We start from the raw sequence: 26,440 nt of genomic DNA, 5'->3' as shown, positions 1-26,440 counted from the left end.
TCGCTCCAAGAGGCGGCTAGGACAGCTCGATCGGGGGCTCCATCAGCCGCAGGGCCATCGCCTTGCGCGGGGCGAACCAGGAGCCGGTCGGCTGCGCGTTCCAGCGGCGGGCGGTGCGGTCCACCCCGATGGGGTAGATCGTGAGGGTGCCGTCGGCGCCGAACCGCATCCGGAGGAAGCCCTTGTAGCCGGTGATGCCCTGGCCGGCGAACAGCTCGTTGAGGTTCACGCCGAACTTCGAGGCGATCAGCAGGTACAGCGCGAAGAGCTCGCCGGCCGCGACGCACGACAGCGGGAAGTACAGCACGATCGCGATGAGCAGCGGCAGCGGCCACGGCTGGTCGACGAACGGCAGGCTGAGCCACGCCCACGTGCCGAGCACGGCGATGCCGACGAACGCGGCGCCGTGCCCCAGGCCGAGAATCCAGTGCCGGGGTCTGCGTTTCCCGGCGACGCCCGGCATCGCGAGGAAGAAGCCGCTGAGCACGTCGATCATCACCATCAGGAACGCGGGGATGGTGACGAGCCGCTGCTCGGTGCCGGAGATGACGCGGTCGGCGGCGTTGACGAAGGCGAGCATCGTCAGGGTCTGCAGCACGCCGAGCAGGCCGAGGAACATGGGGTTGCGCCACGGCACGCGCCAGAAGACGCCGAGCGAGAGGCCCCGCGACCGGGCCTTGCTCGGGTACGCCGCCTTGAAGTCGAACCACTGCGAAGGGCTCGCGTTGCGCACCAGCGAGCGCCGGGGCGGCACCTCGATCCGCGGCGGCAGCTCGTGCGTCGGGTACAGGTACGCGCCCCCGCCGCCGCAGGTGATCAGCTGGCGGTCGGTGCCCTCGTACCGGGCGTAGTGATGCAGATCACCGGAGAGCATCAGCTTCACGTCGGCGCCGGTCGGGGTGATGACGGTCCGCACGAAGTAGTCGAGGCTGTCGTACGCCTTGCGGTCCTCCTGCGCCTCCACCCAGCTCGGCGCCGGTGGGCAGATGATCACCTTGTCGCCGGGGCCGAGGCGGGCCGCGACACGGTTGAAGTACCGCAGCTGCGGGTCGTCGATGTACGCGCCGGCCTGCACGTCCGTGCCGAGGATCCACCACCGGTTGGGCAGCTGGATCGCGAAGTACGACCGCGACTGGCGGGTCTGCCAGCCGCCGATCTTGCCCTCGCCGCCGCGGACGAACAGGCGGAGGAACGCGGTCAGGCCGTCGTACCAGTCGTGGTTGCCGGGCACCGCGTACATGCGGGGGCGGGGACCCTCCGCGGGCGGGTCGGGGAACGCGGCGCGGAACGGGCCCTTGAAGCGGTCCTCGTACTGCTGGCCGCTCGCCGTCGGGTAGACCTGGTCGCCGCCGAGGACGAGCACCTCACCGCGGGGCAGCTCGTGCCCCTCGACCGTCAGCGACTGCTGCGCCAGCAGATAGGCCACGGAGTAGGTGGCGTTGAACCCGTCGCCGGTGTCGGCGCAGTAGTCGACCCACAGCTCCCCGTCGGGGATGTCGTCGGCGTCCTCGGCGGTCAGGAAGCCGGTGTACCCGGGCGCCTCCCGCATGATCCGGTCCGGCATCGAGTCCTGCAGCTCGCGCTTGTCCAGGTACGCCCCGAACAGGTCGGCCAGCACCACCCGCACCGCGGTGCCGCTGAGCAGCACCGGGCTCAGCCACGGCACGGCCCGCCGCGGGGTGAACCCCATCTGGTCGGGGTCCAGCGCGTTGGGCCGGTCACCGACCTGCGCGACCGGCGGCCCGGCCTCGGGCATCGGCAGGATGGGGTCGCCGGGCTGTGCCGTGAGCTCGCCGGGGGCGGCCGGCAGATCGTCAGGGATCACGCGCCGGACGTTACTCGGATAACCCCTCGCGCGCGCCCCCAGGGCGTGCCGTACACTTGGTCATCGTTGCCGCCTTAGCTCAGTCGGCAGAGCGATTCACTCGTAATGAATAGGTCAACGGTTCGATTCCGTTAGGCGGCTCTGGCAACCCGGATGCCCTCCACCGCAGGTGGGGGGCATCCTCCGTTTCCGGGCCAAGCCGGCCGGCGGAACGGAGGGATCGCTGCGGCGCCGGCGCGGCACGACCGCGGGCCCGTCTCAGTCTTGGTGTGGAAGCACCGGATGCCGCCGCCGGTGCGCCCGGGGCCGCCAGTCCGCGTGCTGAGCGCAGCCTGGTGGGCAGGCCTTTGTGCAGTGGTGCAGGTCGCGGTGTCTCCGGCAGGCGCCTGGCCGGGCGGCGTTTGAACACTGACCAGCTCGGTGCTTGGTGCACTCCGCAGGCGGCCTCTTACACAATGACCAGGACGGCGCCGTGCAGGTACCGGTCGCCGTGTCTCCATCGTGTCGTGCATGCCGCCTTCGGCGCCCCGACGAGCGCCTCCATCTTTGAGTGGATGTGATCACGGTCTGCTTTGGGCAAGGATGCCGAGGTTCCATTCCTCGGCAAACGATCCTTCGCTGATCGCGTGACGGTGTCACACCACGCGGACATGCCGGAGCACCGATGACCGTCATGACCAACGTCGTGGCGCCGGACGCGAACGCCGCCTCCGGTTCGTCGCCGCGGGTCAGCGCCAGCGGTCGTCGTCGCCTTCGAAGTCGACGATCTGGCGGGCGGGGCGGGGGCGGGGGTCGTCGCGGGAGCCGTTCCAGCCGTAGTCATCGTCGTCGTCGTGGCGGGCGCGGCGGGAGACGCGCTCGTCGTCGCGGGCGGGGCCGGGGTCCTGCCAGCGGGAGGCCGGGGACGCCGGGAGGGCGGCCTGGGTGCCGCCGATGGCGGGGCGGCGGACCTCGGACCAGCGGGTGGTGCCGGTGTCGTCGCGGCGGGCTTCCTCGTAGCTGGACTCGGACCACTGGACGTCGGCGCCGTGCTGGCGTTCGCGCTCGCGGCGGGCCTCGGACCTGCGGGGGCTCTCGCGGCGGGGCTCGGCGTCGTCGTCGGGCACGTACTCCTCGTGGCGCACCGACGCCCACCGGTCCTCGATCCGGACGTGGGTGCCGGTCTCGTCGGCGTGGACCGCGGCGCGGCGCTCGCCGACGCGCAGCTCCCGGCCGCCGTGCTCGTCGCTGTGCACCGACGCCCACCGGTCCGTCGTGCGGACCCCGGTCACGCTGCCGGCGTCGTCGTCCGGGTCGTACGCGCGGCGGCGCCCACCGGAGCGCACCACCTCGCCGGAGTCGTCGGCGCGCGCCATCCGGTCGCGCAGGAGCTGCTCGGTCCAGGACGGCTCGCGGGGTTCCTCGCGCGGGGTCTCGCTGCGTTCGATCCACTCCGAGCGCTCGCTGCGCTCGGTCCACTCGGAGCGCTCCGACCGCTCGGTGCGCTCGGAGCGGCTGACCCGCTCGGCACCCCAGCCCCGATCGGCACGGTCGGCACGGTCGGGCTGGTCGTCCCGGCTTCCGCGGTCGGTGTGCTCACCACGCCCGCCGCGGTCGGCGTGGTGACCCCGGCTCCGGTCGGAGTCCCAGTCGCGGTCCCTGTCTCGGTCCCTGTCGCGGTCTGTGTCACGGTCGGCGTCGGACCATTCGCCGCGCCTGCCGCGGCCCTCGCCGCCGCCGTCCCAGTCACCGCGCCCGCCACGGTCGGCGCGGTCGGCGCGGCTCGCACGGCCGGCCGCCTCGCCGCGCTCCGACCACTCGCCACGGCCCGCGCGTTCGCCCCGTCCCGGGTCGCCGTCGCGGGAGGACCACTCGCCGCGGTGATCGGCCCGGTGGCCGGCGCGGTCCGCACGGTCGTCGTCGCCGTCGCGGGAAGCCCACTCACCACGGCCGCCGTCACGGCCGCCGTCACTGTCGCGGGACGCCCACTCGCCGCGGCCGCCGTCGCCGTCGCGGGGGGAACGGCCGGCGTCGCCGTCGCGGGAGGACCAGTCGCCGTGGCTCGCGCGGCCGCGGTCGGGCGCGCCCGCCCGGCCGCCACGGTCGGGAGCCTCGCTCCAGTGCCCGGTGCCGTCCACGACCCGGCCGGTCTCGTGCCAGTCGGCGTCGCGGTCGGAGGCCCGCTCCGACACGCGCTCCGACACCGGGCGGCGCTGCTGCGGGATCTCGACGGGGCGGGCGCCGTACACGGTGCCGTCGCGCCGCTGGTCGGTCGGGTCGACGACCATCGTCTTGGTGGTGACCTGCACGGTCTCGGTGTGCCGGAGCACGCCCTGCGGGACCGCGGCGGAGCCGACCGGCTGCGGGCCGCCGTGCTGCGCGGCCGCCGCCTGCTGCGCGGCCCGCGTCGCGCGCTCCAGCTGGCCGCGCATCATGTCGACCTGGTTGCGCAGCGCGTCGACGGTCTCGTGCAGCACGCCGATGCGCTCGACGAGCTGACCGTGCGTGGCGCGCGCCGCGTGGGTGATGTCGCCGCGGATCTCGTCGCGGAGCGTGTCCATCTCCTCGAAGACCGCCTCCTCGACCTCGCTGCGCACGTTGTCGTTGTCGGGGCGCAGCGCGATGGACAGCCCGATGAGCACGACGACGCCGACGGCGAGCACCGCGGCGAGCTGCAGGACGAACCCACTGCCGACCAGCAGTAACAGTGCCGCCAGGGGAGCCAGGCCGACACCGGCCCAGAAGAGGATCTGGAGCAGCTTCGCGCTCGGCCGTCCTCCGGTGGTCTCCGCGGCTGGCATGAGCAGAGACCTTACCTACTCTTCAGGGCAAGCGAAATGCCCGCCCTGGAAGGCCAGGACGGGCATTCGCCAGCTACCGTGCGTATCGGATGAGCTAGCCGAGCGAGCCGTCCGAGGAGAAGACGAGCGCGATCGTGGCCGTGCCCTTCTTCAGCGCGTCGAGGCTCTGCGGACCGCCCGCGTCGAGGCTGACGAACTTGCCGAACTGGATGCTGTACGTCTTCTCCAGGCCGGGCTGGCAGAACGGCCGCTGCGGGCACTCGGCCGGACCACCCAGGATGGTCTCCTTGCCGGAGCACTTGGCGGCGAAGTCGCTGAGCGTCTTCACCCCGTTCTTGTCGGCGAACGCGGTGGTGACCGCGAACGCGTTCTGGTCGGCCGCCTTCGACGCCTTGCCGAAGCTCAGACCGGCCTTGCCGCCGATCTCCTTGAGCGCGGTGACGGTCTTGTCGACGTCACCCGAGGCCAGGGCCTTGGCGTCCTTGCCGTTGACCTGCCCGTTGATGAACTCGGTCAGGGTGCCGGCGTACTCCGGGATGACCTGGATGTCGCCCTTGGTCAGCTGGCCGTAGTAGACCTCGCGCTTGCCGATGGTCTGGACGGTCGCGTCGTAGCCGGCGGCGTCGAGGACGATCTCGTAGAGCGCGCCGAGCGTGGCGCTCTCCGCGAAGTCGGCGGCGCCGATCTTGATCGCCCCGCCCTTGCCCTTCTCGATGCCGGTGGTGAGGTTCTCGGCCTTGGCGAAGTCCTCCGCCGCGACCTTGGACGTCTTGCGGTCCACGACGACCGCCTTGTTGAGCTGGATCAGCTTCTCCGTGGTGAGCGCGTCGGAGACCTTGTCCAGCGCCGCGACGAGGGCCGGGTCGGCGGCCTTCGTGTTGATCGCGGCAATGATGTTGTCCGCCGTCTGCAGTTGCTTGTCGTCGGTGAGGACGACGAGCTTGTCCCCGGCGACAGGGGCACAGCCGGCCCCGCTCACACTCGCCGGCGCCTTGGTGCCCGAGGAGCCCTCCTCGCCGCAGGCCGCGAGGCCCACGGTGGCGAGGCCCAGCAGGACCCCGAGCGTGGCGCGCATGGCAGTTCGCAAAATGGCCCGCCTTCCGTGTCCCGGCGCGATCACTGTGACCGGCCGCGTGTCCGACGGACGGCGCTATCGGCTTGAAGCCCGCCCGCTGCTAAATAGGCAACTCTGGCTATGGGAAATCGGCAACCGCATGCAGGCACGGTTTCGTAACGACCCGTCACGGCGGTGCCGGCGGCCGCGGCGCGACCGGTGCCGCGCCCCTGGTGGCAGGTACCCCGGAAGGGTCACGCCCTACCCGCGGCCTGCCGCAGCACCTTGGGTGTGACCTTGCGCTCCACCAGGGCCATCAGCCCGTCGATCAGCAGCGCGAGCAGGGCCACGAGGACCGCGCCGGCAAGGATCTGGGCGTCGCCGCGGCCCGGGCCGAGACCGAAGCCGGCGGAGATGATGTTGCCGAGCCCGCCGCCGTTGACGAGGGTCGCGAGGGTGGCGGTGGCGACGACCTGGGTGGTCGCGATGCGCAGGCCCGTCGCGAGGTAGGGCACGGCGAGCGGCAGCTCGACCCGCATCAGCATCTGCGCGGACGTCAGGCCCATGCCCCTGCCCGCGTCGCGGACCTCCTCGTCGATCTCGCGCATGCCGGTGTACGCGTTGGCGAGCAGCGGCGGCAGGCAGAACACGGTCAGCGCCACCACCACGGCCGGCTTGCCGATGCCGAGCGGGCTGAGCGACAGGATCGTCAGCAGCGCGATGACGGGCATCGCCTGCGTGATGTTGGACAGGATGACGACCACGCCCGACCCGGCGCCGCGCCGCCCGAGCCAGATCCCGATCGGCCAAGCCACCAGACTGCCGAAGAGCACAGAGAGAAACGAGATCTCCAGGTGCTCCTGGAGTCGTACGAGCACCCCGTCGGGATTGGTCCAGTTCAGCGGGTCGTTGAACCACAGAACCATGTCGTTGATCGCGCTCATGCCGTCACCTCCGCTGCGCTCCGGCGCCGGCCCGAGCCGCTCCGCTGGCCACTCATACCTTCGTCCTCCTGGTCCACGGCGTGAGGGCCCGGGTCAGGGCGACCAGGAGCAGGTCGAGCACCAGGGCGAGCAGCACGCAGACGAGCGCGGCGGTGGCGATCTGCGCCTTGTAGAAGTTGTTGCGGAAGCCGCTGAGGATCAGCGCGCCGAGGCCGCCCTGCGAGCCGACGGCCGCGCCGACAGTGACCAACGCCACTGTCGAGACCGTCGCGAGCCGCAGCCCGGTCAGGATCGCGGGCAGGGCGAGGGGAAGCTCGACGCGCAGGAGGCGGGCGCCCCGGCCGTAGCCCATCGCGGTGGCGGCTTCGCGCACGTCGCCCGGCACCTGCTGCAGTCCGGTGAGCGAGTTGCGGATGATGACGATCAGCGCGTACATCACCAGCGCCACGACGACCGGAGTGCGTCCGGTGCCCAGGAACGGCGCGAGGAAGGCCAGCAGCGCCAGCGACGGAATCGTGTAAAGCACGCTGGCTGATGTCAGAATCGGCGTGGCGAGCGGGCGCACCCAGTAGGCCAGCACCGCCAGCGGCACCGCGATGGCCACCGCGATCGCGACCGACCACACGGTGATGGCCACGTGATCCAGCAGCGCGTCGCGGATCGTGTCGGCGTTGTCCCGGACATAGCTCCAGGAGAACCAGGGGTTGCCCGCCTCACCGCGAGCCAGGAAGGACATGCGTGGACCGTACCGCGAAGGCCGACGGCGCGCCGATCACGCTCGATCGGCTGGGCAAGACGTATCCGAACAACACCACGGCGGTCGAGGAGCTGAGCCTGGAGATCGCCGGCGGCGACGTGACCGTGCTCATCGGCCCCTCCGGCTGCGGCAAGTCGACCGTGCTCAGGATGGTCAACCGGCTCATCGAACCGACCCGCGGCCGGGTGCTGGTCGACGGCGAGGACGTGACGCGCGCCGACCCGGTGCGGCTGCGGCGCACGATCGGCTACGTCATCCAGAACGTCGGACTGTTCCCGCACCAGACGGTCCGCACCAACGTCGGCACCGTGCCGCGGATGCTCGGCTGGGACAAGCAGCGCATCGCCGCTCGCACCGATGAGCTGCTGGAGCTCGTCGGCCTGACGCCGGAGCAGTACGCCTCCCGCTACCCGCACGAGCTGTCGGGCGGCCAGCGGCAGCGGGTCGGGTTCGCCCGGGCGCTCGCCGCGGACCCGGTGGTGCTGCTGATGGACGAGCCGTTCTCCGCCGTCGACCCGATCAACCGCGGGCGGCTGCAGGACGAGTTCCTGCGGCTGCGGCAGAGCGTGCGCAAGACGACGATCGTGGTCACGCACGACCTGCAGGAAGCGATCAAACTCGGCGACAAGATCGCGGTGCTGTCCGACCGCGGCCACCTGGAGCAGTACGCGACGCCCGCGGACCTGCTGGCCAACCCCGCGAACGCGTTCGTCGAGCAGTTCATCGGCGAGGACCGCGGGCTGATGCGCCTGTCGGTGACCCCGATCCCCCGCGACCGGCTGCACTCCCTGGACGGCGCGCCCGGCGACCTGCCGGTGGTGTCCGCGGACGCGACCCTGCGCGTCGCCTTCGGCGCGATGCTGGCGGCGGGCGTCGACGCGGTGGTGGTGCGTGATGGCGATCAGCCGCTCGGGTTGCTGTCGGCTGCCGATGTACGGGTAGCGCTCGCCGAGGTCGACGCCGTCAAGCGGTGACCGGCGGTGGAGAGTTCCCCGCCGCCGGCATGCCGCACTGTCAGGCCCGCGTCTGCCGCCACAGGCCGGCCGGCCCATGTCGCTGCTGGGCCGCTTTTCGCTGTTCAGGGCCACTTTTCGCTGGTCAGGCCGCTTTTCGCTGGTCAGGGCCGGCGGCCGGCCATGGTGGCGAGGCCGATGATCCAGCCGACGATGAGCCCGTAGCCGGCGCCACCGGCGGCGGCGACGACCGCTCCGCCGATCGAGGCGTCCGCCAGCAGGAACGCGGTGATGAGGGCGGCCAGCGCCGCCGCGAACATGTAAGCGGCCCAGCCGGTCAGGATCGCCGAGATGGTGCCGCGCGCGCTGGCGAGCTGCGCGCCGACGAGCAGCGTGATGAACACGGCCGTGAACAGGACCAGCAGGATCGCCTTCAGATCGGCGGCGAGCAGGTCACGCACCGACTGGTCGGTGTCGAAGTTCCACGCGGGCCACGCGAGGGTCTCCAGGAACACGCCACGGTCGCCCTCGTTGACCCAGTCGACGTACCAGGGGCTGCCGAAGATCAGCACCAGGAGGAACGCCACCAGAGTGCCCGCGCTTGACGCGGTGCGGTAGCGCGAACGAGTGATAGCCATGCCCCGGATGAGTCCCGGGAAACACGTTTTATAAACAAGTACCGATAGTTACTTGGCCGGCGACATGATGTAGTCGATGAACGCGGCGCGGACCAGCGGCTCGGACTCGCCATAGGTGTGGTCGGTGACCTCGCGCCACAGCGCCACGACGTCGTCGATGGTGGCGTCGAGCGAGCCGAGCCAGCCGTCCTGCGTGTCGTCGTTGCTGGCCGTGACGTGCTTGAAGAGGTCCCAGAAGAACTTCACGTCGCGACGCTGCCGGGCGAGGGCGAAGGCACGTTCGCGGAGCTCCTCGGTGGGTAGTGCGTCAAGCTCCGCAAGGGTGGCGTCGGTCATGACCACAGCTTAGCGAGACACCCGCCGACCTAGTCGGCCGCGCTCACGCCCTCCGTCGCCAGCACTACCCGCCCCCAGCAACCCAACGACACTCGCCCGGCCCGCCGGAGACCACTCCCCGGATATGTCCGCTTCGCGAACATATCCGAAATTTCGGTTATGTCGGGGAGCGCAGCGAGTCGACATAACCGACCCAGGGCGGCACCTGGAGACCAGAGCGAGCCGACATGCCCAGGCGCCAGAGAAGGAAGCAATCCACCACGACCGGCTCGGCGACGGTGCCGAGGAGCGAGCGAGCAGACCGCCGCGGCGATGTCCACCCTCCGCCCTACAAATCAGAAACTTCGGCTATGTCGAGTGGCGGAGCGAGTCGACATGACCGGCTCGGTGGTGCAGGAGAACGAGGCAAGCCGACATGAGCAGCCCAGCGGCGGCGCCGGAGAAGGACGCGAGCCGACGTGACAGGCCCAGCGGCGGTGTCGGGGAGCGGAACGAGCAGCCCGCCCCGGATATGTCCGCTCCGCGAACATATCCGAAATTTCGGTTATGTCGGGGAGCGTAGCGAGTCGACATAACCGACCCAGGGTGGTGCTGGCAGTCGTTGCGGTTCAGCGGTTGCTGCCCCAGCGCTCCTCGACGCCCCAGTCCTCGTCGGTGCTGCGGGCCGGCATCTGGCTGGTCCAGCCGCCGGTGCGCGACGCCGACCAGGCGCTGTCCGGCTCGGCCTGGCTCGACCCGTAGCTCGCGGTCGAGGTGCTCGGCGTCCAGATCTGCTCCTCCTCGACGTCGTCCTCCACGGTCCGTGGCCGGCCGAACGTCTCGATCAGACGGGTCACGACCAGCCCGATGGCGATCGCGCCGCCGCCGACGGCGAGCGGAGCGATGTTCCACTGCTCGGCGGCGGAGTACTGGAACAGCAGCGTGATCGCGGCGACCGCGAGGACGGTGCCGAGCACGCCGCCGCGGCGGCCGTAGACGGAGGTGCCGCCGAGCAGTGCCGCGCCGAGGGCGAGGATGGTGATGGAGAGCCCGGCCGCGGCCATGCCGTTCTGGGTGGTGGTGACCTCGCGCTGGTCGAGCGCGGTCAGCACGCCGGCGAAGGAGGCGAGCAGGACGGAGCCGGCGATCGCGAAGCCCGTGATGGTGGCGGCGCCGCCACCGCGGCGGCGGGCCGGGTCGGCGACCGGGCGGAAGCGGCCGACCGCGCGGCGGACCGGCCGGATCAGGCCGATGGCGCTGCCGGCGACGGCGACGAGCACGACCCCGAGCATCCACCAGAGTGCCTGGTCGTGCGGGTCGTACGCGCCGGTGACGACCTTCTCGTCGTTCTGGTCGGCGATCCAGGCCATGAGCGCGACCGCGACGCCGAGGCTGGCCGCCCAGCCGGGCACGTGGAAGCCGACGACCAGCACCGCGATGACCACGCCGACGCCGAGCGCGATGAGGGCGGTGATGCCGGCGGTCATCGCCAGGCCACGGTCGGAGTTGTCGGCGAAGAACAGCGCCGACGCGTACGCGATCGGGCCGAGCGCCAGGTTGGCGGCGCCGGCGCGCAGGGTGAGCCCCATCGCGATGCCGACGAGCCCGAGCTCGGTGCCGGCCAGCAGCAGCGACTCGAGCTCGGTGCCGCGCAGGGCCTCCGGTCGGGCGTCGCGCAGCAGGTACAGCAGCGACACCGCGGCGAGGAGCAGCACCATCTCCCAGAGCGCGTGGACGGCCAGCCGGTCGCGGCCGGGCTCGCCGTGCTCCGGGTCGTCGAAGACGTCGCCGAGCTGCGCCGGGCTGGGCGTGGCGCGCCTGGCGGCGAGGCCCAGCGTGCTCTCCGTCGGCGGGACGCTGTAGTCGGTGTCCGCCGCGTACGACCCGGGGGTGTAGACGGACTGGTTCGAGACCCCGAGCGAGGGAGCGTCCTCGGGCACCCCGCCCGAGCGGAAGTCGGGCTCCTCCCGGAACCCGGGCTCACCGCGGAACCGCGAGTCGTCGTACGCCATCGCGCGCGCCTCCTGCCAGCCGACGACCGGTTACGCGTCGCACAGTAACCGCGGATTGTGGCCTGCGACAGTCTTTGGGCGAGGAAGACGGCAGTGTTTATGCCAGATCTCTATCGATCGAGGCTTTCGTCCTCGCTGCGATCACCCTCCCGGCGTCCGTCCATGCGGCCCTGCCTGGGAAGATCCTTGTCGCGCTGGCTGGGTGGCACCTGGCACGACCGCTCCAGCCACAGCGCGGCGGCGAGCAGGACGATCGATGCGGCGACGCCCAGCAGCGCCTGCGGCAGGTTCTCCGAGACCTTGGCGAGCACGCCCCGCTGGGTCAGCAGCCACGACGACATGCCCAGGTAGAGGCCGCCGAACAGGGCCGCGACCAGCGCCGACGCCTTGCCGAGCACGGCGTACCGCGCGATGACCAGCGGCTGGAGCGGGCCGGCGCCCTCCTTGCGGAGGATCCGGTTGCGGGTCGAGTACGCCTCGAAGCCCTCGAAGATCGCCAGGCCGATCAGCGTCAGCGGCGGCAGCCAGGGCAGCGTCGGCAGGCTGTTCCACAGGCTGCTGATGCCGATCCAGGCCAGCGCGGTGGTCGCGAGCGCGGCGATGACGAGGGTGGCCGGCCTGGTCGGCTCCATCCGGCCCTTGGGTCCGTTCGCGTTCGGTTCGTCGGGTGGCGGCGTGGCCATCGGCTCGGCTCCAGATCACGAATCGAGGTGGATGTCTTCCCGCGGGCGCAGGTCGGCGAGGTCGGCGGCGACCGGGGCGGCCCGGACCAGCTCATACAGCCATCCGTGGCCCGGCACCTGCCCGTAGGGCTGGATGTCGAGCCACGGCCGGAGCACGAACGCCCGGAGATGCGCCCGCGGGTGGGGCAGGGTCAGCTCCGGGTCGTCCGACACGACCGGCCGGTCGTCGTCGTCCCAGACGGCGATGACGTCCACGTCAAGCGTACGCGGACCGAAGCGCCGCTCCGGGTCGCGCACGCGACCGGCGGCCTCCTCCAGCCGGTGGGCGCGGTCGAGCCAGTCGCGGGACGTCGCGGCCGGGTCGACGGCCAGCACCACCGCGTTGAGGTAGAACGGCTGGTCGGCATCGCCCCACGGGGGTGTCTCGTAGACGCCGGAGACCGCCCGGACGGCGTCGCCGAGTCCCGCGACGGCGCCACGAAGGTTGGCCTCGCGGTCGTCGAGGTTGCTGCCCAGCGACAGCACGGCCCTGGTCACGGCCTCGTCCGCCGGATGGTCACGGCGACGTCGGCGAACTCGTGCGGGATCGGCGCCTGGGGCTTGTGGACGGTGACGGTCGCCGCCCGTACCCGCGAATCCTCCAGGCAGGAGCCGGCGAGGCGGTGGGCGAGGGTCTCGATCAGGTTGACCGGGTCACCCGCGACGATCTCCGCGAGCCGTCCGGCCAGCTCACCGTAGTGCACGGTGTCGGTGACCTCGTCGGACTCCGCGGCGGGGGCGAGGTCGAGCTCCAGGATCACGTCGATCACGAAGTCCTGGCCGTCGCGGCGCTCGAAGTCGAACACGCCGTGGTTGCCGCGGACCCGCAGCCCCGTCAGGGTGATCCGGTCAGCCGTCATGCCCTTGTCGTCCTCACTCGTCACCGCGCCGCCTGTACTGCCTGCCACACCTTGATCGCGTCCACGTTGCCACGGACCTCGTGGACCCGCACACCCCAGGCACCCGCCGCGACGGACAGCACGGTGGTGGCGATCGTGGCCGCCTCGCGCTCCTCGGTCGGGCGCGGGGAGCCGTCGGCGGCCTGCAGGAGCCGCCCGAGGTGCGACTTGCGGCTCGACCCGACCAGCACGGGGTAGCCCAGGCCGATGAGGTCCGGCAGGTGCGCGGCGAGCCGCCAGGTGTGCTCGGCCTTCTTCGCGAAACCCAGCCCGGGGTCGAGGATCAGCCGTTCGGGTGCGACGCCGGCGGCGACGGCCTCGTCGACCCGCTCCAGCAGTTCGGCACACACCTCTTTGACGACATCGTCGTAAACGGCCAAATCAGCCATCTTGCGCGAATGGCCGCGCCAGTGCATGAGCACCCAGGGACAGCCGGCGTCGGCGACCACGCGGGCCATGTCGGGGTCGGCGAGCCCTCCGGAAACGTCGTTGACCAGGGCGGCACCGGCGGCGACGGCCTCGGCGGCGACCGCCGCGCGGGTGGTGTCGATGCTCATCGTGACGCCGGCCGCGGCCAGCTCGCGGATCACCGGCAGGACCCGGTCGAGCTCGGTGCGCGCGTCGACCCGGTCCGCGCCCGGGCGGGTGCTCTCACCGCCGATGTCGATCACGTCGGCGCCCTCGGCGACCATCTGCATGGCGTGGTCGACCGCGGCGCCCAGATCGGCGTAGCGGCCGCCGTCGGAGAAGCTGTCCGGGGTCACGTTGAGCACCCCCATGACCACGGGGGAAGGACGGCGAAGGAGCGTCACCTGAATGAAGGTACTCACCTCCGGTCAGTCACCTGTCCCCCACCAGGGGTAACCGCTCAGGCGCCTCATCCGCAACACTGATCACGGACCGGTCAGCTTGTTGGAAAGAGGGCTGCAACGTACTCTCTGCAAGTGAACGTTATTCGGACCGTTAAACCCGACAATGGGCATTTAGCAGGGCAAACGCCCGGATAAGGTTCCGCTGGAGGGCGACACAGCAGCCGGGGTCGTATGACCGGGTCGTCTTATCAGCGAGGCTTAACGCGCGGCGTGCACCTCGCCCGTCGCGCCTCCGGGGAGGTCTGATGATGTTGTTGGAGATCGGCCACGCGTTGTGGGGGGAGACGACCCGCGTCGCTGATGCGATCGCTCTGGCGCCGTCGCCCGAACCCGCACCGAAGACGATCAACACCGACGGCATTCTGCAGTTCTTCACCACGAAGATCGTGCCGATCCTCCTCGCGGCGCTCGGCGTGATCTTCATCGGCCGGGCCAGCAAGGGTGAGGTCTCCCGGGTGCTGACCAGCTCCGCCATCGCGATCATCGGGCTGGCCTTCGTCGCGGGCGCCGCGTCGCTCTTCTTCTTCGGCGACTCCCTCGTCAAACTGCTCTTCAACTAGAGCTGCCCGTGCCTTCCGGACTCACTGCTGAGCCTCACTGCTGAGACGAGTGAACAAGACATGCGGCTGCGCACCGACGACGACATCTACCGGGCCCGCCTGGTCTACCTCGGGCCGCCCGGCTACACCCTGCCCATCCAGCTGCCCTATGCGCAGTACGGGGTGTTCGCGCTCCTGGTGCCCCTGTTCATGTTCATCCGTTACCTAATCACGCTGCAGGTCGACTACTTCCCCGCCTACGAGATCGCCCTCGCGATCGTGGCGACGTCGCTGATCTTCCGCTACGTCGACCCCGATCGTCCCGCCCGGATGGTGGTCCGCACAGCCCTGACCGACTGGCGCCACACCCGGGAGCCGAGCCACGAGCAGCGCGACGCTCGGCTCGTGGCCACCAGGGTGCGTATCCGCCCGGAACTCACCGGTGATCTCGCATGACCAACCCGCCTCCCCGCCGTACTGGGGGCTACTCCAACCAGCCGGACGTCGATGACGACGCTGCGCACACGTCCGATTACGACGGTGGCCTGCGGGCCGCCGCCGAGGGCGGTCGCGTGGCGATGTTCCGCGGACCGGCCCGCGGCCCGTCGGCCGACCGACCGGCGAGCGCGCCGCCGGCGGCCGACGTCGACTCGCCGTTCCTCGGGCTGTTCGACGACCCGCCGGGCGGGCGGCCGCGCGACCGCGTGACGGGCAGCGACCCGGGCAACCGGCCGATCTCCGGCATCCCGGTGTCGGCGGCGCCGACGTCCGGCGCCGGGCGGGCCCCCGAGGACCTGCGGGCGCCGAAGCGGGTGGTGCCGCGGACGGAGGCGCTGCCGTCCTCCGCCTCCCCTTCCGCCGCTCCGACGTCTGCGGTCCCCTCGTCCGGCTCCGCCTACGACCGGCGGCTGGCCCCGGCCGAGCGACGGCTGGTGGACGCCGCTGAACGGCGGCTGCTGGACGCGGCCGCCGAGCGGCAGCAGGCGGACGTGGCCGAGCGGCGGCAGATCGAGGCCGCCGAGCGGCGCCAGGTGGATGCCGTCGAGCGGCGGCAGCTGGACCGGGCGCCGGCCGACCCGCCGCCCGCGCTCCCCCCGGCCGCCCGGTCCGGCCCGCTGACGGCCGCCGAGCGGCTGGAGCGCAGCGGCGAGCATCCGGACGCCTTCGACTGGAGCGGCGAGCACCCGCGGCTCCCCGGCCGGCTGGGCACGGGCGAGCACCCGCAATACCCCGGACGGTCCAGCACCGGCGAGCATCCGCGGTACCCCGGACGGCCGGGCACCGGTGAGCACCCGCGGCTTGCCGGCAGGCCGGGCACGGGCGAACGCGCACCGGTCGAGCGGCAGCGGCCGGCGCAGCGGCAGGCGCCAGAACGCGCTCCCCGTCAGACCCCACCGGCGATGGGCGACGGCGGTAGTCGTACCGGCGCCAGAACCGCAAACGGGAAGGTCGTGCCGGGCAAGGACCTGGTGCCCCCGGCGCGGCGCTCGAGCCCTCCGCCCAAGCAGCCCGCCCGGCCCACCGGCAAGCGGACGCCGCTGGACCGCACGCCGAAGCCCCGGGTCAGGGACCGGCAGCCGTCGATCGACCTGGCGATCACCGAGATCGCCGGGCACCTGACGTTCACGCCGAACACCGTCACGGCCTGGTACTGGCTGCCCGAGGTCCGCTGGGCGTTCCGCCCCGACGCCGAGCGCGAGGCGCTGCTGTCGGCGATCTCCGAGCAGTACGCCGGACTCGCCGGTTTCCGGCTGCACCTGCGCCGCACGACCCGGCCGTTCCCCGCCGACCAGTGGGCGCGCGTGGTGGACAACAACACGCCGTTCCCGCTGCCCACGGCCGGCGCCGGCCCGTCGTGGACCGACCACCTGGTCGCCGCGCAGAAGCACCTCCTGTCGATCAACCACGCCGAGGGCCAGACGTACCTCGGCATCTCCTTCGCCCGGCGCACCCTCGGCGACACCTTCGCCGAGCGAATCGGCTCCCTCTTCCGCCGCGGCGTCGCCGATGCCGAGCGGCGCCGGATGGCACGGACCGTCGAGCAGTTCGACGAGGTGCTCGGCGCGTTCGGCATGCGCGGCCGCCGGGTCACCGCCTACGAGCTGGAGTGGCTGCTGTACCGCTCCGTCGCGCTGTGCATGTCGCCGCCGGCGCACGTCACCTCGCTGGACGGCGGCTGGGACCGCGGCGACCTGCTCGCGCTGACCGAGCAGGTGGAGCGCTACCGGACGCCGTACGGCTCGACCGTCAAGCTGGTCAACCGGGTCAGCGGCGAGGAGCGGCACGTCGCCGTCCTCACCGTCGGCCGCATGGAGCCCCTGGAGATCCCCGAGCGGCACGAGCCGTGGCTGCACTTCCACGAGCGGCTGCCCTGGCCGATGGAGATCTCCTCGCGGATCGACATCCTCGGCCCCAACGACTCGTTCCGTAACCTCGAGCACCGGCTCCGGCTGATCCGCTCCCAGCAGGCCGACTACAGCGAGCACGGCATCGACGCCCCGCCGGAGCTGGAGCGGCTCGCCAAGCGCGCCCTCACCATCGGCGACGAGATCAGCACCGGCCTGCCCGTCGACTCCTCGCGCGCGCACGGCTGGCACCGCATCGCCGTCGGCGGCCGCACCCGCGAGGAGTGCCTGGAGCGCGCCCGCCGGGTCACGCAGATGTACTCCCGCGAGATGCGCGTCGCCCTGCAGCACCCGAAGCAGCAGGACTGGCTCGCGCGCGAGTTCATCCCCGGCGAGCCCCTGGCCAACACCGGCTACCTGCGCCGCATGCCGGTGAAGCTCTTCGCCGCCGCCCTCCCCCAGGCCGCCTCGACCGTCGGCGACCGCCGCGGCGACCTCATCGGCCGCACCGCGGGCACCTCCCGCCGCCCCGTCTTCCTCGACCTGCACTTCCCGATGGAGGTCCGCGAGCGCTCCGGCCTCGCCGTCTTCGTCGCGGAGCCCGGCGGTGGCAAGTCCACCCTCATGGGCGCCCTCGGCTACCTGAACGCCCGCCGCGGTGTACAGGTCACGCTGCTGGACCCCTCCGGGCCGCTCGCCCGCCTCTGCGCGATGCCCGAGCTCGCCCCGTATTCGCGCGTCCTGAACCTCACCGGCTCCGAGCAGGGCACCCTGGCCCCCTACTCGCTGATCCCGACCCCGCAGCGCGGCCACTACGTCCCCGGCCCCTCCGGCGACCGCGAGTTCGAGATCGCCATCTCCAACGCGCGCGCCGAGCGCCGCATGCTCGTGCAGGACATCTGCATGATGCTGGTCCCGCCGCAGGTCGCCCGCGAGGCCTCGACCGCCACGATGCTCCGCCACGCCGTCCGTCAGGTCCCGGCCGAGGAGTCGTCGACCCTGGAAGACGTCATCCGCTCCCTGCGCGACACCGGTGACCACGACGCCCTGGAACTCGGCAACCTCCTCCTGGACACCGCCGAGATGCCCCTCGCCATGCTCTTCTTCGGCACCCCACCGGCCGGCCTCCTCGGCGCCGACGCCACCCTCACCGTCATCACCATGGCCGGCCTGCGCCTACCCGACCTCAAGATCGAGCGCGAGTACTGGTCCGCGGAGGAGTCCCTCGCCCTCCCCATGCTCCACACCGCCCACCGCCTGGCCGTCCGCCGCTGCTACGGCGGCGACATGACCCAGCGCAAGCTCGTCGGCCTGGACGAGGCCCACTTCATGGAAGGCTGGCGCTCCGGCCGCTCCTTCCTGGTCCGCCTCGCCCGCGACTCCCGCAAGTGGAACCTGGCCGCCCTGGTCGCCTCCCAGAACCCTCGCGACATCCTCGGCCTGGACGTGCAGAACCTGGTCTCCACCGTCTTCGTCGGCCGCATCGCCGAGGACTCCGAGATCGCCGCCGAGGCCCTCCGCCTCCTGCGCGTCCCGACCGACGTCGGCTACGAACAGACCCTGGCCGCCCTCTCCCAGGTCGACACGTCCTCATCCTCGCGCCTCGGCTTCCGGGAGTTCGTCATGCGCGACGTCGACGGCCGAGTCCAGAAGGTCCGCGTAGACGTCTCGTACGTCCGCGACCTCCTGCGCTACCTCGACACAACCCCAGGCGGCATCCCAACCGGCGACACCGTCGGCGGCGAGATCGTGGACATCCACGACGACGACTCGGAGGTCGACCGGTGAGACGCCTGCCCGTGCACGCAGCCGTGGTCATCGTCACCGCCCTGGCAACCCTCTTCGCCGGCCCCGTCTCCCCAGCCACCGCTGCCCCAGTCCGCGCCCCAGGGGACCCATTGTGCACGGTCCAGGAATGGAGAGTACCGGGGAACTTCGAGAACTGCGCCGATCGATTGCAGGTAGACGTCCAGTCTCGAATAAGCTGCCTGGACGCACCAACTCCGAGTGCGCCAGATTCAGGCATGGCGGGCTGGTTTGCCAGCCGACCCAAAACCGGTACAGGCCTACGCTTTGCATACCGCTACAGCGAGTATGGATACGCCGGTTACGACTTTTCAACCTATGATCTGAAATGCGCTTCGGTAGTCAGAAATCCAAGCGCAGAGTTCGAAGGAACGATTGCCAACGGCGAGTTCCTCGTTGCAACTTCGATCATCGGGGCATCTAACGCCCTGCGAGAGCGAGCGTGGGATCCGTCAGCGACTTGGGGTTGGGCGGATCCTCTCGTCGAAACCGCAACCAAAGCAGTATACGAAAAGGTCTTCACTGCTTTTGGCGCAGTGACATTGACTATTGTCGGAATGTACCTGCTCTGGCGCTCACGGCAAGCGGATCTCTCAGGTGCGGTAACTACCGCGGGCTGGGCAATCTTCGTGATGGTCCTCATCACCGGCATTGCATCATGGCCGCAGCTCTCTGCGGGTCTCGCTGACAAAACGTTGATCGGCAGCCTTGGCGTGATCCACGACGCTATCGGCCCGCCTGACGAAAGCATTCCTGCAGATAAGTGCCGTAACCCCGAACCGAAAGCGTGCATAGACATTCGACCTCCAGCGGCTCGGGCAAGCGACACGGTCGTTGACGGGCTCCTGTATCGAAACTGGCTTCGCGGGACACTGGGGTCCGCGGACAGCATCACAGCACAAAAATATGGCCCTGCACTGTATGACGCAAAGTCCTTTAGCTGGGATGAGATTGACAGAATTCGCGCCGCCGAGACACGAGCCCGCGAAAGCGAAGAAGAACGAATCCGCCTGAAGCGCCCTGGGCCAGCCATTGAGTCGAACGAACGTAAGATTCTTACTGACCAGAAAAAGAAGCGTTGGATGCAGGTCGCCGAACAGATCAAGACGGAAGATCCTGAGGCGTACGAGCATCTCCAAGGCAGTAATGGCATGGACCGAATCGGCGCCGGCTTCCTCGCGATCCTCTCCGCATTGTTCTTTGCCTTATTTGATCTGACTGCATCGGTGCTCGTTTTCCTCGGATTCTTGATTTTCCGGTGGGCGGTAATCGCGGCACCGATCCTCGGCACTGTCGGACTTCTACGGCCAGCAAATGCGGGCCTTCGCCGACTCGGCAATGCGGTGATCGCGGCAATATTCAACATTGTCATCTTTGGAACAGGATCAGCCATCTACCTGTTGGCAGTCACATTGATCCTCGGAACTTCTTCGCTTGCCGGGTGGCTGCAGGTTTTGCTTATTTGGCTGACCGGAGTCGTCGGCTGGCTGTTGCTGCGGCCTTACCGGCGGATCACGCAGCTCGGTGGGAAGGATTCCACTCGCGCCATTACATCCGCTGGTAGCTGGCACCGGCTCTTCTTGCGGGACGTGCGGCAGGCGGCGGCGCTCAAGGTTGTTGACGTTGGTGGAACGAATGAGCCGCGGCAACGTGGGGACAGCCTGCCGGGACATCAGCGGCCAGAACAACGGCCGGAGACGCGGGACGACGACGTCGTGACGGTCAGTGGGGGTGGCGACCAGACGCGTCCGGAGGAGCGGCCGGCGCGGCAGGACGGTCCGCAGCGTCGGCGGCGGGAGCCGACGTGGGAAGAGCCGGACTTGCCGCAAGAGACCGCGCCGTCGTATTCGATCTATCGGCCCGACTCCGAGCGGTCCACGTCTGACCGGTCAACGGTGCGACGGCCGGAGTCGGCGAACCTGCCGGGGTGAGCGTCCATGCGTACGGTTCTGCGTCTGCTCGGTACGCGGTACGGCATCGCCATGGTCCTGATCGTTGTTGTGCTGATCGTGGTGGGATTCGGTCGCACCATCTTCACGGACGATGACGGGACCGGCAACGACGCGCTCGGACCTACCGTTGCTCCCGCGACGACGACGCCGGACCCGTACAACTCGCTCGGCGACGACGGTGTCGTGGAAGAGCCGAGTTCGGCGGCACCGTCACTGAGCAAAGGGGCAGCCGACGTGAGCACGGTGGCCACTCGATTCGCGAAGGCATGGCTGCGCAAGCCCGGTGTTTCCGGCGCCCAATGGCGGGACGGGTTGAAGCCGGACGCGACGAACGAACTGATGGAAGACCTGGCCGACACGGATCCGAGCGACGTCCCCGCCGCTACGATCACCGGCGCCACGGTCGTGGAGAACCTCGGACAGGTCGCTACCGCCAAGGTTCCGGCTGATGGCGGAACGATCATCCTGCAGCTCGAGGCCATCGGTGGCCGCTGGCAGGTCACCTCGCTGGACTGGGAGGTGGCGTGACCGACTTCGAGACCGCTGACGAGCACGGTGAAGGCGGACAGCGAAGGCTTCGCCCGGCGCTGCTGGTGGCGCTTGCCGCGGTACTGATTCTGGTCTGCTGCGGCGGAGGCGTGGTGTCGTTCTTCCTCGACGCCGCGAACAAGACCGTCACCTACGATTCCGGCTGCGGCAACGGGAAGCTGGTCGATGTAGCGGCAGAAATGCCGAACCATCGCAGGCTCGGGCCGGAGCAGGTACGAAACGCGGCGATCATCGTGCGGGTCGGGCAGGATCTCAATGTCCCGCCCCGGGGCTGGGTGATCGCCGTCGCGACGGCGATGCAGGAATCATGGCTTCGTAACCTGCCGAATCTGGGCGCTCGCAACGACCACGACTCACTCGGGCTCTTCCAGCAGCGACCCAGCACCGGCTGGGGCACACCCGAGCAGATCATGGATCCGAAGTACGCGTCGCGGAAGTTCTACGAGAAACTGGTGACGATTCCCGGCTGGCAGACCATGAGCCTGACTCGCGCCGCTCAGAAGGTGCAGCGCAGCGCGTACCCCAATGCCTATGCAAAGCACGAGGAACTGGCCTCGACGGTGGTCAACTCCTTGACGGGCGGCGCCGCCCGCGCGGTCGGCGACCAGACCGACCTGCAATGCGTGAGTGCCGGCCAGGTCGCCGCCTCTGGCTGGACGGCACCGGTCAAGGGAAAGGTGGGATCAGGGTTTCGGACCGCCTCCCGCCCCACTCATCAGGGCGTCGACCTCATCGTTCCGCGAGGTACCGTCATCCACGCTGCGGCGGCGGGGCGTGTCATCAAAGTGCGCTGCGACGCAATCGGCCCGAACGGTAAGCCGTGGGGCTGCGACCGGGATGGTTCACCGTCCGTTCGTGGCTGCGGCTGGTTCGTCGACATTCTGCACGCCAATGGCATCATCACGCGGTACTGCCACATGGTGAAACAGCCGAGCGTCGTGGTGGGCCAGAGCGTTGCGCCCGGCCAGGAGATCGGGCTCTCGGGCACGACCGGACATTCTTCGGGTCCTCACGTACATTTCGAGACGCACCGGAACAGCGACTCGAGCAAGAACGGCGCGATGGATCCGGTGCAGTTCATGCAGCTGATGGGGGCGCCGCTCGGAGGGGAGCCGTGAGCGGTTTCCCGAGCGACGATCTACCCGACTGGGATCTGATTGCCGGCGGTGCCGAACGCGCTCCCGCGGGCATCGAACTGGTGGCCGCAGTGTCCGTTCGCGACCTGCGCGGGCACCGGGCAATGGTTGGCATGCCGGGTCTTGGCTGGCGGGGTGACCTGCGGGTCGATGACCCGGTGGTGCAGGCCAGCCGGACCTATGTGCCGGTGTTACCGGAGCAGGAATGGTACCGAGCCGAAGCGGAAAGAACCGAGGTTTTTGCGCCGCTGGTGCCGATCGAGCGGGTGTGGGTGGAGCGGACGTCTTCGGCTGTGACCCCCGTCGAGGGGCGCTCGGATCTGGTGGGACGGCTCGTTTCGCTTGACGTGCCGCCGCCTCGACCGCCTCGGCCGATTCGAGAGGTCGGGGTGGTTACCGGACTGCGCGTCGTACGCGTCCCCGGTCCTGACAACAAGGCCGGGGGGGACGAGCGGGATCTTCGAGCGGTGACAGAGCCGTACAGCAGCACCGAGGGCGACATCTGCGTGCGGGTCTGTAAGGAGTTGGACTGGTATCGGTGGGCTTGGAGCGGACAAACACCGAAGACACTCGAACTGCCGATCCACCTACTCTGGATCGAATAGTCGCTAGAGCTGCTCTGCACTGCAGATCAACCAACTGTGACTCTTTTCCAGCACAAAACGCCATTCCTGCAAAGAAACGGTTTCACGCCCATCCGCCTCTGGCACGAAGACGTTCAGCGTCGCCTTAACTTCTGCCTGAGTGCCGGCGGCACTTACATCGAATCGAGCAGGCTTCACCGTAATCCTGATGGCGAATTTAGCTTCCCGCTCTTTGACCGCGGCGAGCGCAGCATCGACTTCCTTAAGGCTAGCCGTGGGGCACTCGAAGAGCCTCGCTCGAATGTTGTCTCTGGAGGAGAACTTTGCCTCGAGATATTGCTCGATAACACCTTCGGGTGTGCTGCGGTCGGGGGTGGTGGCTTTGTCGTACAGGATGTATGCGGTGATTGAACCGCCCAGGCAAAGGCCGGCGGCGGCTACCGCGATCACCAGGAGCAACGTCTTCCGGAGGCCGAGGCCTCGCTTCGGGGGGCTGGATGGCGGGGTGGGGGCGGGGCGGGCGAGGGGTTCGTCCTTGCCGATGATCTCGCCTTCGAGGACCTCGTCGTTGCCGGGGCGGGATCTGGGGATCGACCTGCCCTGATCGAGGTTTGGCTCGTTCGGCTTCGATGCGTCCACGGTTCAGAGGCTATCGGGCCGCATCGAGGCTGGCACGCTCCCACGCGCTCCGAGGGATCGGTGGGGGTGGGTGCAAGATCGGGAGGGGGTGGGGTGTGGTTGGGAGGGTGTGGCGGTCACCTGCGGGAACACAAGACTCCCAGTGCGCCTACTGACTGCTTCCGCGGTCTGCGTTACCGTTCCGGCATCTGCTGGATCGGAGCGGGCGGAAAGGGGCACGGTGGCACGGCTGCGGGCACGGATCGAGCGAGCGGCAGCGCTGCACCGGCACACCGCTGCGCTGGTCGCCGCCGCCGGGCCGATCCTCGATGGTTACTCGCCCAGTGCGGCGCCGACGGAGCAGTACGCGGAGCAGCACGACCTCACCGCTGAGCTGCGGGCCGACGCGAATCTGCTGGCGCCCGGCTGGCTCGGGGCGCAGCTGGACGCGCTCTCGCCCACCACGCCGCTCGGGGGGCCGCTGCCGCCGACGTTCGTGCGGGTCGGGCAGGCGCATCCGCTGGACGACGCGCGGTTCCCGGTGGTGGTGCCGTTGCTCCGGGCGGGGCACATCGCCATCGACGCCGACGCGAGGGACAGCCGGGTCGCGGGGTTGCTGCGCAGTCTGGTGCTGCGGCTGCTGGCGTCGTCGCCGCCGGGTTCGGTGCGGATTCGGGCGGTGGACGCGGTCGAGGAAGGGTCCACGTTCGGATGGTTCGCCGGCATCGAGTCGATCATGCCGCCGCCGGCGACCGATGCGGAGGGTCTTCGCGCGGTACTGGATGAGGGCGAGCACTGGCTCGCCACCCGCACGGACGGTGCCGGGCCGACGCTGCTGATCGTGATCGCGTCGCTGCCGGAGCTGACGGAGGGCCGGGACCTGGCCAGGATCGCGGGGCTGGCGCACGCGGGTCCGGCGGGCCGGCTGCACCTGATCGCCGCGGGCTGGCCGCCGCCGCCGCTGACGGCGGAGACCACGCAGGCGCCGTTGCCGCACGCGACGCAGATCGCCATCCGCAACCCGCATGCCTGGGTGGGCGATCCGCCGGGCGCGACGTTCTCCGGCACCGGCGTCACGCCCGGGAGGCTCAACGCTCCGGTGTACCTCGACCCTGATCCGCCCGCGGATCTGGTACGCCGGGTCTGCGCCCAGCTTGCCGGCCCCTGGACCACGCCGCCCGCCCCGGTCGGTGAGCCGAGCCGCACGGCCTGGCTCAACTACGTCGCCGCCGGGCAGCGGCTGGACGCGGTCCGGCGTGAGGTGATCGCCGTCGTCGCAGAGCACAAGGCGGCACTGAAGGCCGCCCGCGACGACCTCGCCGCGATTCGGGCGAAGCTCGCCCACCACCAGGCGTACCTGACGGAGGTCGCCCGCGAGGTCGGTGGCCGCCCGTTCGACGTGGTGCCGAGCTGGCAGGAGACGCAGACCGCGGCCTCGGTGCTGACCGGCGCGGCCCAGCCCGGCGGCCGCCGCAGGAGCGCGCCGCAGCAGGCCCCCCGCACGACGGTCCCGGTGAGCTCACCACCGGCGCCGCCCGGACCCGCGAGCGCGGTCCCGCCGGTGACGGGCAACCTGTACATGGGCAGCACCGCCGGCAACACGGGCGCGATCATGGGCCCGCACCAGACTTACCCGGGCGCGCTGAACAGCCCCACGGGCGCCCAGCCCGTCTACCGCCCCCCGGGCGGCGCGCTGAACGGCCCCACCGGCGCCCAACCCGTCTACCGCCCGCCGGTCAGCGGCGTCCCGGCCCGTCCGCAAAGTCCGGGCCAGGGTCCAGGCCCGGGTCAGGGCCCGGCGCCGGCGAAGAGCCCGGCTCAGGTCAGCGGCGGCCCCGTGCGCCCGGCCGCCGTCAGCGGAGTGCCGGTCTCCGCACCGGGCGGCGCGAGCGGTACGGGTGCTGTGCGCCCCCAGAGCCCTCCAGCGCCCGAATCGCTGCCGGGGAGGGTGTCCCATGCCCTCCGCGTGGCGGCGGCCGGTCTGAAGCAGTCTGAGGCGGCGCTGGCCGCCCCCGGCCGGTCCGACACCGCCTCCAGCACCAGGGTCTGGATCAACGCCGCGGTCTATTTCACGTTCGCTGTGCTCGCCGCCGTCGTACAGGTGCCGACACTGCTGGCGGGCGAACGGTTCGACGAGATCAGCCTCCTGGCGCTGCCGTGTGCTCTGGTACTGCCGGCCCTCGCCTTCGCCCTGGGCTGGCTGACGATCGGCGCGACGACCCGCCGCCCGACCTCCAGAACGCCCGTCATGGGCATGGCGATCAGCCTCCTCGCCCTGATCCCCATGATCGTCTTCGCCGCCGTGCTCTTCCTGGGCTGACACCCCTCGCGAGCCCCCGCCGAACCCGCCGGGAAGCCAAGCGACGCGGGGGCGCCGCAGGAAACGCGAAAGCCCGGCCGCCAACCGGCGACCGGGCTCACAGCAGCACCTAGGCCCGCTAGCCGCTCAGAATCAGCGACATCGCCTCGGCGCGGGACTTCGCGTCGTCGCGGAGCAGGCCGCGGACCGCTGACGTGATCGTCCGCGAGCCGCCCTTCTGGATGCCCCGCATCGACATGCACATGTGGGCGCACTCGATGACCACGATGACGCCGCGCGGGTTGAGCTCCTCCATCAGCCGGTCGGCGATCTGCGCGGTGAGCCGCTCCTGCACCTGCGGCCGTCGCGCGTACACCTCGACCAGCCGCGCCAGCTTCGACAGCCCGGTGATGCGGCCGTCGTGGCCCGGGATGTAGCCGATGTGCGCGACGCCGTGGAACGGCAGCAGGTGGTGCTCGCACATCGACATGACCTCGATGTCGCGGACGAGGACGAGCTCCTCGTGGTCCGCCTCGAAGGTCGTGGAGAGGACCGTGGCGGGGTCGACCCGCAGCCCGGCGAAGAGCTCGGCGTAGGCCCGCGCCACCCGGGCGGGCGTCTTGCGCAGCCCGTCGCGGTCGGGGTCCTCGCCGACGGCGATGAGGATCTCGCGGACGGCGGCCTCGATGCGCTTCAGGTCCACGTTGCGCTCGACCTCCACGCCGCCGAGCTTCCCGCTGACGAGGCGGGCGGCCACGTGGTCGAGCTCGCCACCGAGGAAGGGTTCCGTGGAAACACCGAACCCGGCGCCATCGTCATCGGCGTCGGGCTCGGTGCTGCT

23 protein-coding genes and 1 tRNA gene are annotated in these 26,440 nt (G+C 70.4%); 10 read left to right on the top strand and 14 right to left on the bottom strand.

Features of this window, described 5'->3' with window-relative positions; translation table 11 throughout:
* Nucleotides 1–16 precede the first annotated feature (16 nt).
* Nucleotides 17–1,825, bottom strand: a complete 1,809-nt coding sequence (locus AB0J72_RS39725) for a metallophosphoesterase (protein WP_363408725.1) — start codon at nucleotides 1,823–1,825, stop codon at nucleotides 17–19.
* A gap of 68 nt (nucleotides 1,826–1,893) precedes the next feature.
* Between AB0J72_RS39725 and AB0J72_RS39720 the strand changes: the two genes are divergently transcribed.
* Nucleotides 1,894–1,966 (top strand) — tRNA-Thr (locus AB0J72_RS39720).
* A 587-nt stretch (nucleotides 1,967–2,553) separates the two neighbouring features.
* Here the strand turns inward: AB0J72_RS39720 and AB0J72_RS39715 are convergent.
* The 4 genes from AB0J72_RS39715 to AB0J72_RS39700 form a co-directional block, all read right to left on the bottom strand.
* Entirely contained in the window at nucleotides 2,554–4,605 is a 2,052-nt protein-coding gene (locus AB0J72_RS39715; protein ID WP_363408722.1) for a hypothetical protein, read from the bottom strand.
* Between the two features lie 94 nt (nucleotides 4,606–4,699).
* The gene (locus AB0J72_RS39710; RefSeq protein WP_363408719.1) at nucleotides 4,700–5,680 is read right to left on the bottom strand and encodes a glycine betaine ABC transporter substrate-binding protein; all 981 of its coding nucleotides are present in this window, start codon (nucleotides 5,678–5,680) and stop codon (nucleotides 4,700–4,702) included.
* A gap of 233 nt (nucleotides 5,681–5,913) precedes the next feature.
* Nucleotides 5,914–6,603 carry an ABC transporter permease gene (locus tag AB0J72_RS39705; RefSeq protein WP_363408716.1) on the bottom strand — a complete coding sequence of 230 codons (690 nt, stop codon included), beginning with the start codon at nucleotides 6,601–6,603 and terminating at the stop codon, nucleotides 5,914–5,916.
* A 52-nt stretch (nucleotides 6,604–6,655) separates the two neighbouring features.
* Nucleotides 6,656–7,339 (bottom strand): ABC transporter permease, encoded by a 684-nt coding sequence (locus AB0J72_RS39700; RefSeq protein ID WP_363408713.1) that lies wholly within the window; start codon nucleotides 7,337–7,339, stop codon nucleotides 6,656–6,658.
* Nucleotides 7,340–7,341: 2 nt separating this feature from the next.
* Between AB0J72_RS39700 and AB0J72_RS39695 the strand changes: the two genes are divergently transcribed.
* A complete protein-coding gene (locus AB0J72_RS39695) occupies nucleotides 7,342–8,334 on the top strand; it encodes an ABC transporter ATP-binding protein (RefSeq protein ID WP_363408710.1) in 993 nt (330 codons plus the stop codon).
* A 143-nt stretch (nucleotides 8,335–8,477) separates the two neighbouring features.
* Here the strand turns inward: AB0J72_RS39695 and AB0J72_RS39690 are convergent, their stop codons facing one another.
* The 7 genes from AB0J72_RS39690 to folP form a co-directional block, all read right to left on the bottom strand.
* Nucleotides 8,478–8,951, bottom strand: a complete 474-nt coding sequence (locus AB0J72_RS39690; protein ID WP_344514152.1) for a hypothetical protein — start codon at nucleotides 8,949–8,951, stop codon at nucleotides 8,478–8,480.
* 48 nt (nucleotides 8,952–8,999) lie between these two features.
* The gene (locus tag AB0J72_RS39685; protein WP_363408707.1) at nucleotides 9,000–9,287 is read right to left on the bottom strand and encodes a hypothetical protein; all 288 of its coding nucleotides are present in this window, start codon (nucleotides 9,285–9,287) and stop codon (nucleotides 9,000–9,002) included.
* A 608-nt stretch (nucleotides 9,288–9,895) separates the two neighbouring features.
* Nucleotides 9,896–11,278 (bottom strand): ABC transporter permease, encoded by a 1,383-nt coding sequence (locus AB0J72_RS39680; protein WP_363408704.1) that lies wholly within the window; start codon nucleotides 11,276–11,278, stop codon nucleotides 9,896–9,898.
* A 110-nt stretch (nucleotides 11,279–11,388) separates the two neighbouring features.
* Complete coding sequence (locus tag AB0J72_RS39675) at nucleotides 11,389–11,910, bottom strand: DUF3180 domain-containing protein (protein ID WP_344514145.1); 522 nt, start codon at nucleotides 11,908–11,910, stop codon at nucleotides 11,389–11,391.
* A 66-nt stretch (nucleotides 11,911–11,976) separates the two neighbouring features.
* Nucleotides 11,977–12,498, bottom strand: coding sequence for a 2-amino-4-hydroxy-6-hydroxymethyldihydropteridine diphosphokinase (folK, locus tag AB0J72_RS39670; RefSeq protein ID WP_363408701.1), 522 nt, complete (start codon nucleotides 12,496–12,498; stop codon nucleotides 11,977–11,979).
* Nucleotides 12,495–12,860 carry a dihydroneopterin aldolase gene (gene folB, locus AB0J72_RS39665; RefSeq protein ID WP_363408768.1) on the bottom strand — a complete coding sequence of 122 codons (366 nt, stop codon included), beginning with the start codon at nucleotides 12,858–12,860 and terminating at the stop codon, nucleotides 12,495–12,497. Before folB ends, folK begins: the two co-directional genes overlap by 4 nt.
* Before the next feature lie 20 nt (nucleotides 12,861–12,880).
* Nucleotides 12,881–13,678 (bottom strand): dihydropteroate synthase, encoded by a 798-nt coding sequence (folP, locus tag AB0J72_RS39660; RefSeq protein WP_363408765.1) that lies wholly within the window; start codon nucleotides 13,676–13,678, stop codon nucleotides 12,881–12,883.
* Nucleotides 13,679–14,019: 341 nt separating this feature from the next.
* Between folP and AB0J72_RS39655 the strand changes: the two genes are divergently transcribed.
* Genes AB0J72_RS39655 through AB0J72_RS39625 form a run of 7 tightly spaced genes read left to right on the top strand, consistent with a single transcriptional unit; the run spans nucleotide 14,020 to nucleotide 22,703 of the window.
* The gene (locus tag AB0J72_RS39655) at nucleotides 14,020–14,331 is read left to right on the top strand and encodes a hypothetical protein (RefSeq protein WP_344514201.1); all 312 of its coding nucleotides are present in this window, start codon (nucleotides 14,020–14,022) and stop codon (nucleotides 14,329–14,331) included.
* 60 nt (nucleotides 14,332–14,391) lie between these two features.
* The gene (locus tag AB0J72_RS39650; RefSeq protein WP_327006656.1) at nucleotides 14,392–14,766 is read left to right on the top strand and encodes a hypothetical protein; all 375 of its coding nucleotides are present in this window, start codon (nucleotides 14,392–14,394) and stop codon (nucleotides 14,764–14,766) included.
* On the top strand, nucleotides 14,763–18,443 hold the full coding sequence (locus AB0J72_RS39645; protein ID WP_363408698.1) for an ATP-binding protein: 3,681 nt from the start codon (nucleotides 14,763–14,765) through the stop codon (nucleotides 18,441–18,443). Before AB0J72_RS39650 ends, AB0J72_RS39645 begins: the two co-directional genes overlap by 4 nt.
* A gap of 41 nt (nucleotides 18,444–18,484) precedes the next feature.
* Nucleotides 18,485–20,392: a DMT family transporter gene (locus AB0J72_RS39640; protein ID WP_363408762.1), complete on the top strand. Its 1,908-nt coding sequence runs from the start codon at nucleotides 18,485–18,487 to the stop codon at nucleotides 20,390–20,392.
* Nucleotides 20,393–20,398: 6 nt separating this feature from the next.
* Nucleotides 20,399–20,941, top strand: a complete 543-nt coding sequence (locus tag AB0J72_RS39635; protein ID WP_363408695.1) for a hypothetical protein — start codon at nucleotides 20,399–20,401, stop codon at nucleotides 20,939–20,941.
* Entirely contained in the window at nucleotides 20,938–22,080 is a 1,143-nt protein-coding gene (locus AB0J72_RS39630) for a M23 family metallopeptidase (protein ID WP_363408692.1), read from the top strand. The genes AB0J72_RS39635 and AB0J72_RS39630 overlap by 4 nt, the downstream gene beginning before the upstream one ends.
* Before the next feature lie 35 nt (nucleotides 22,081–22,115).
* Nucleotides 22,116–22,703 (top strand): hypothetical protein, encoded by a 588-nt coding sequence (locus tag AB0J72_RS39625; protein WP_363408760.1) that lies wholly within the window; start codon nucleotides 22,116–22,118, stop codon nucleotides 22,701–22,703.
* A 3-nt stretch (nucleotides 22,704–22,706) separates the two neighbouring features.
* Here AB0J72_RS39625 and AB0J72_RS39620 read toward each other — a convergent pair whose 3' ends face one another.
* Nucleotides 22,707–23,321, bottom strand: coding sequence for a hypothetical protein (locus AB0J72_RS39620; RefSeq protein ID WP_363408689.1), 615 nt, complete (start codon nucleotides 23,319–23,321; stop codon nucleotides 22,707–22,709).
* Between the two features lie 220 nt (nucleotides 23,322–23,541).
* Between AB0J72_RS39620 and AB0J72_RS39615 the strand changes: the two genes are divergently transcribed.
* Nucleotides 23,542–25,620 carry a hypothetical protein gene (locus AB0J72_RS39615; RefSeq protein WP_363408686.1) on the top strand — a complete coding sequence of 693 codons (2,079 nt, stop codon included), beginning with the start codon at nucleotides 23,542–23,544 and terminating at the stop codon, nucleotides 25,618–25,620.
* Between the two features lie 118 nt (nucleotides 25,621–25,738).
* Here AB0J72_RS39615 and folE read toward each other — a convergent pair whose 3' ends face one another.
* On the bottom strand, nucleotides 25,739–26,356 hold the full coding sequence (gene folE / locus AB0J72_RS39610) for a GTP cyclohydrolase I FolE (RefSeq protein WP_363408683.1): 618 nt from the start codon (nucleotides 26,354–26,356) through the stop codon (nucleotides 25,739–25,741).
* Nucleotides 26,357–26,440 lie beyond the last annotated feature (84 nt).

It is taken from the genome of Dactylosporangium sp. NPDC049742 (assembly GCF_040674675.1).
GTDB lineage: Bacteria > Actinomycetota > Actinomycetes > Mycobacteriales > Micromonosporaceae > Dactylosporangium > Dactylosporangium maewongense.
Note: the sequence above shows the minus strand (reverse complement) of the source record. Positions and strands in the feature narration are given on the sequence as shown.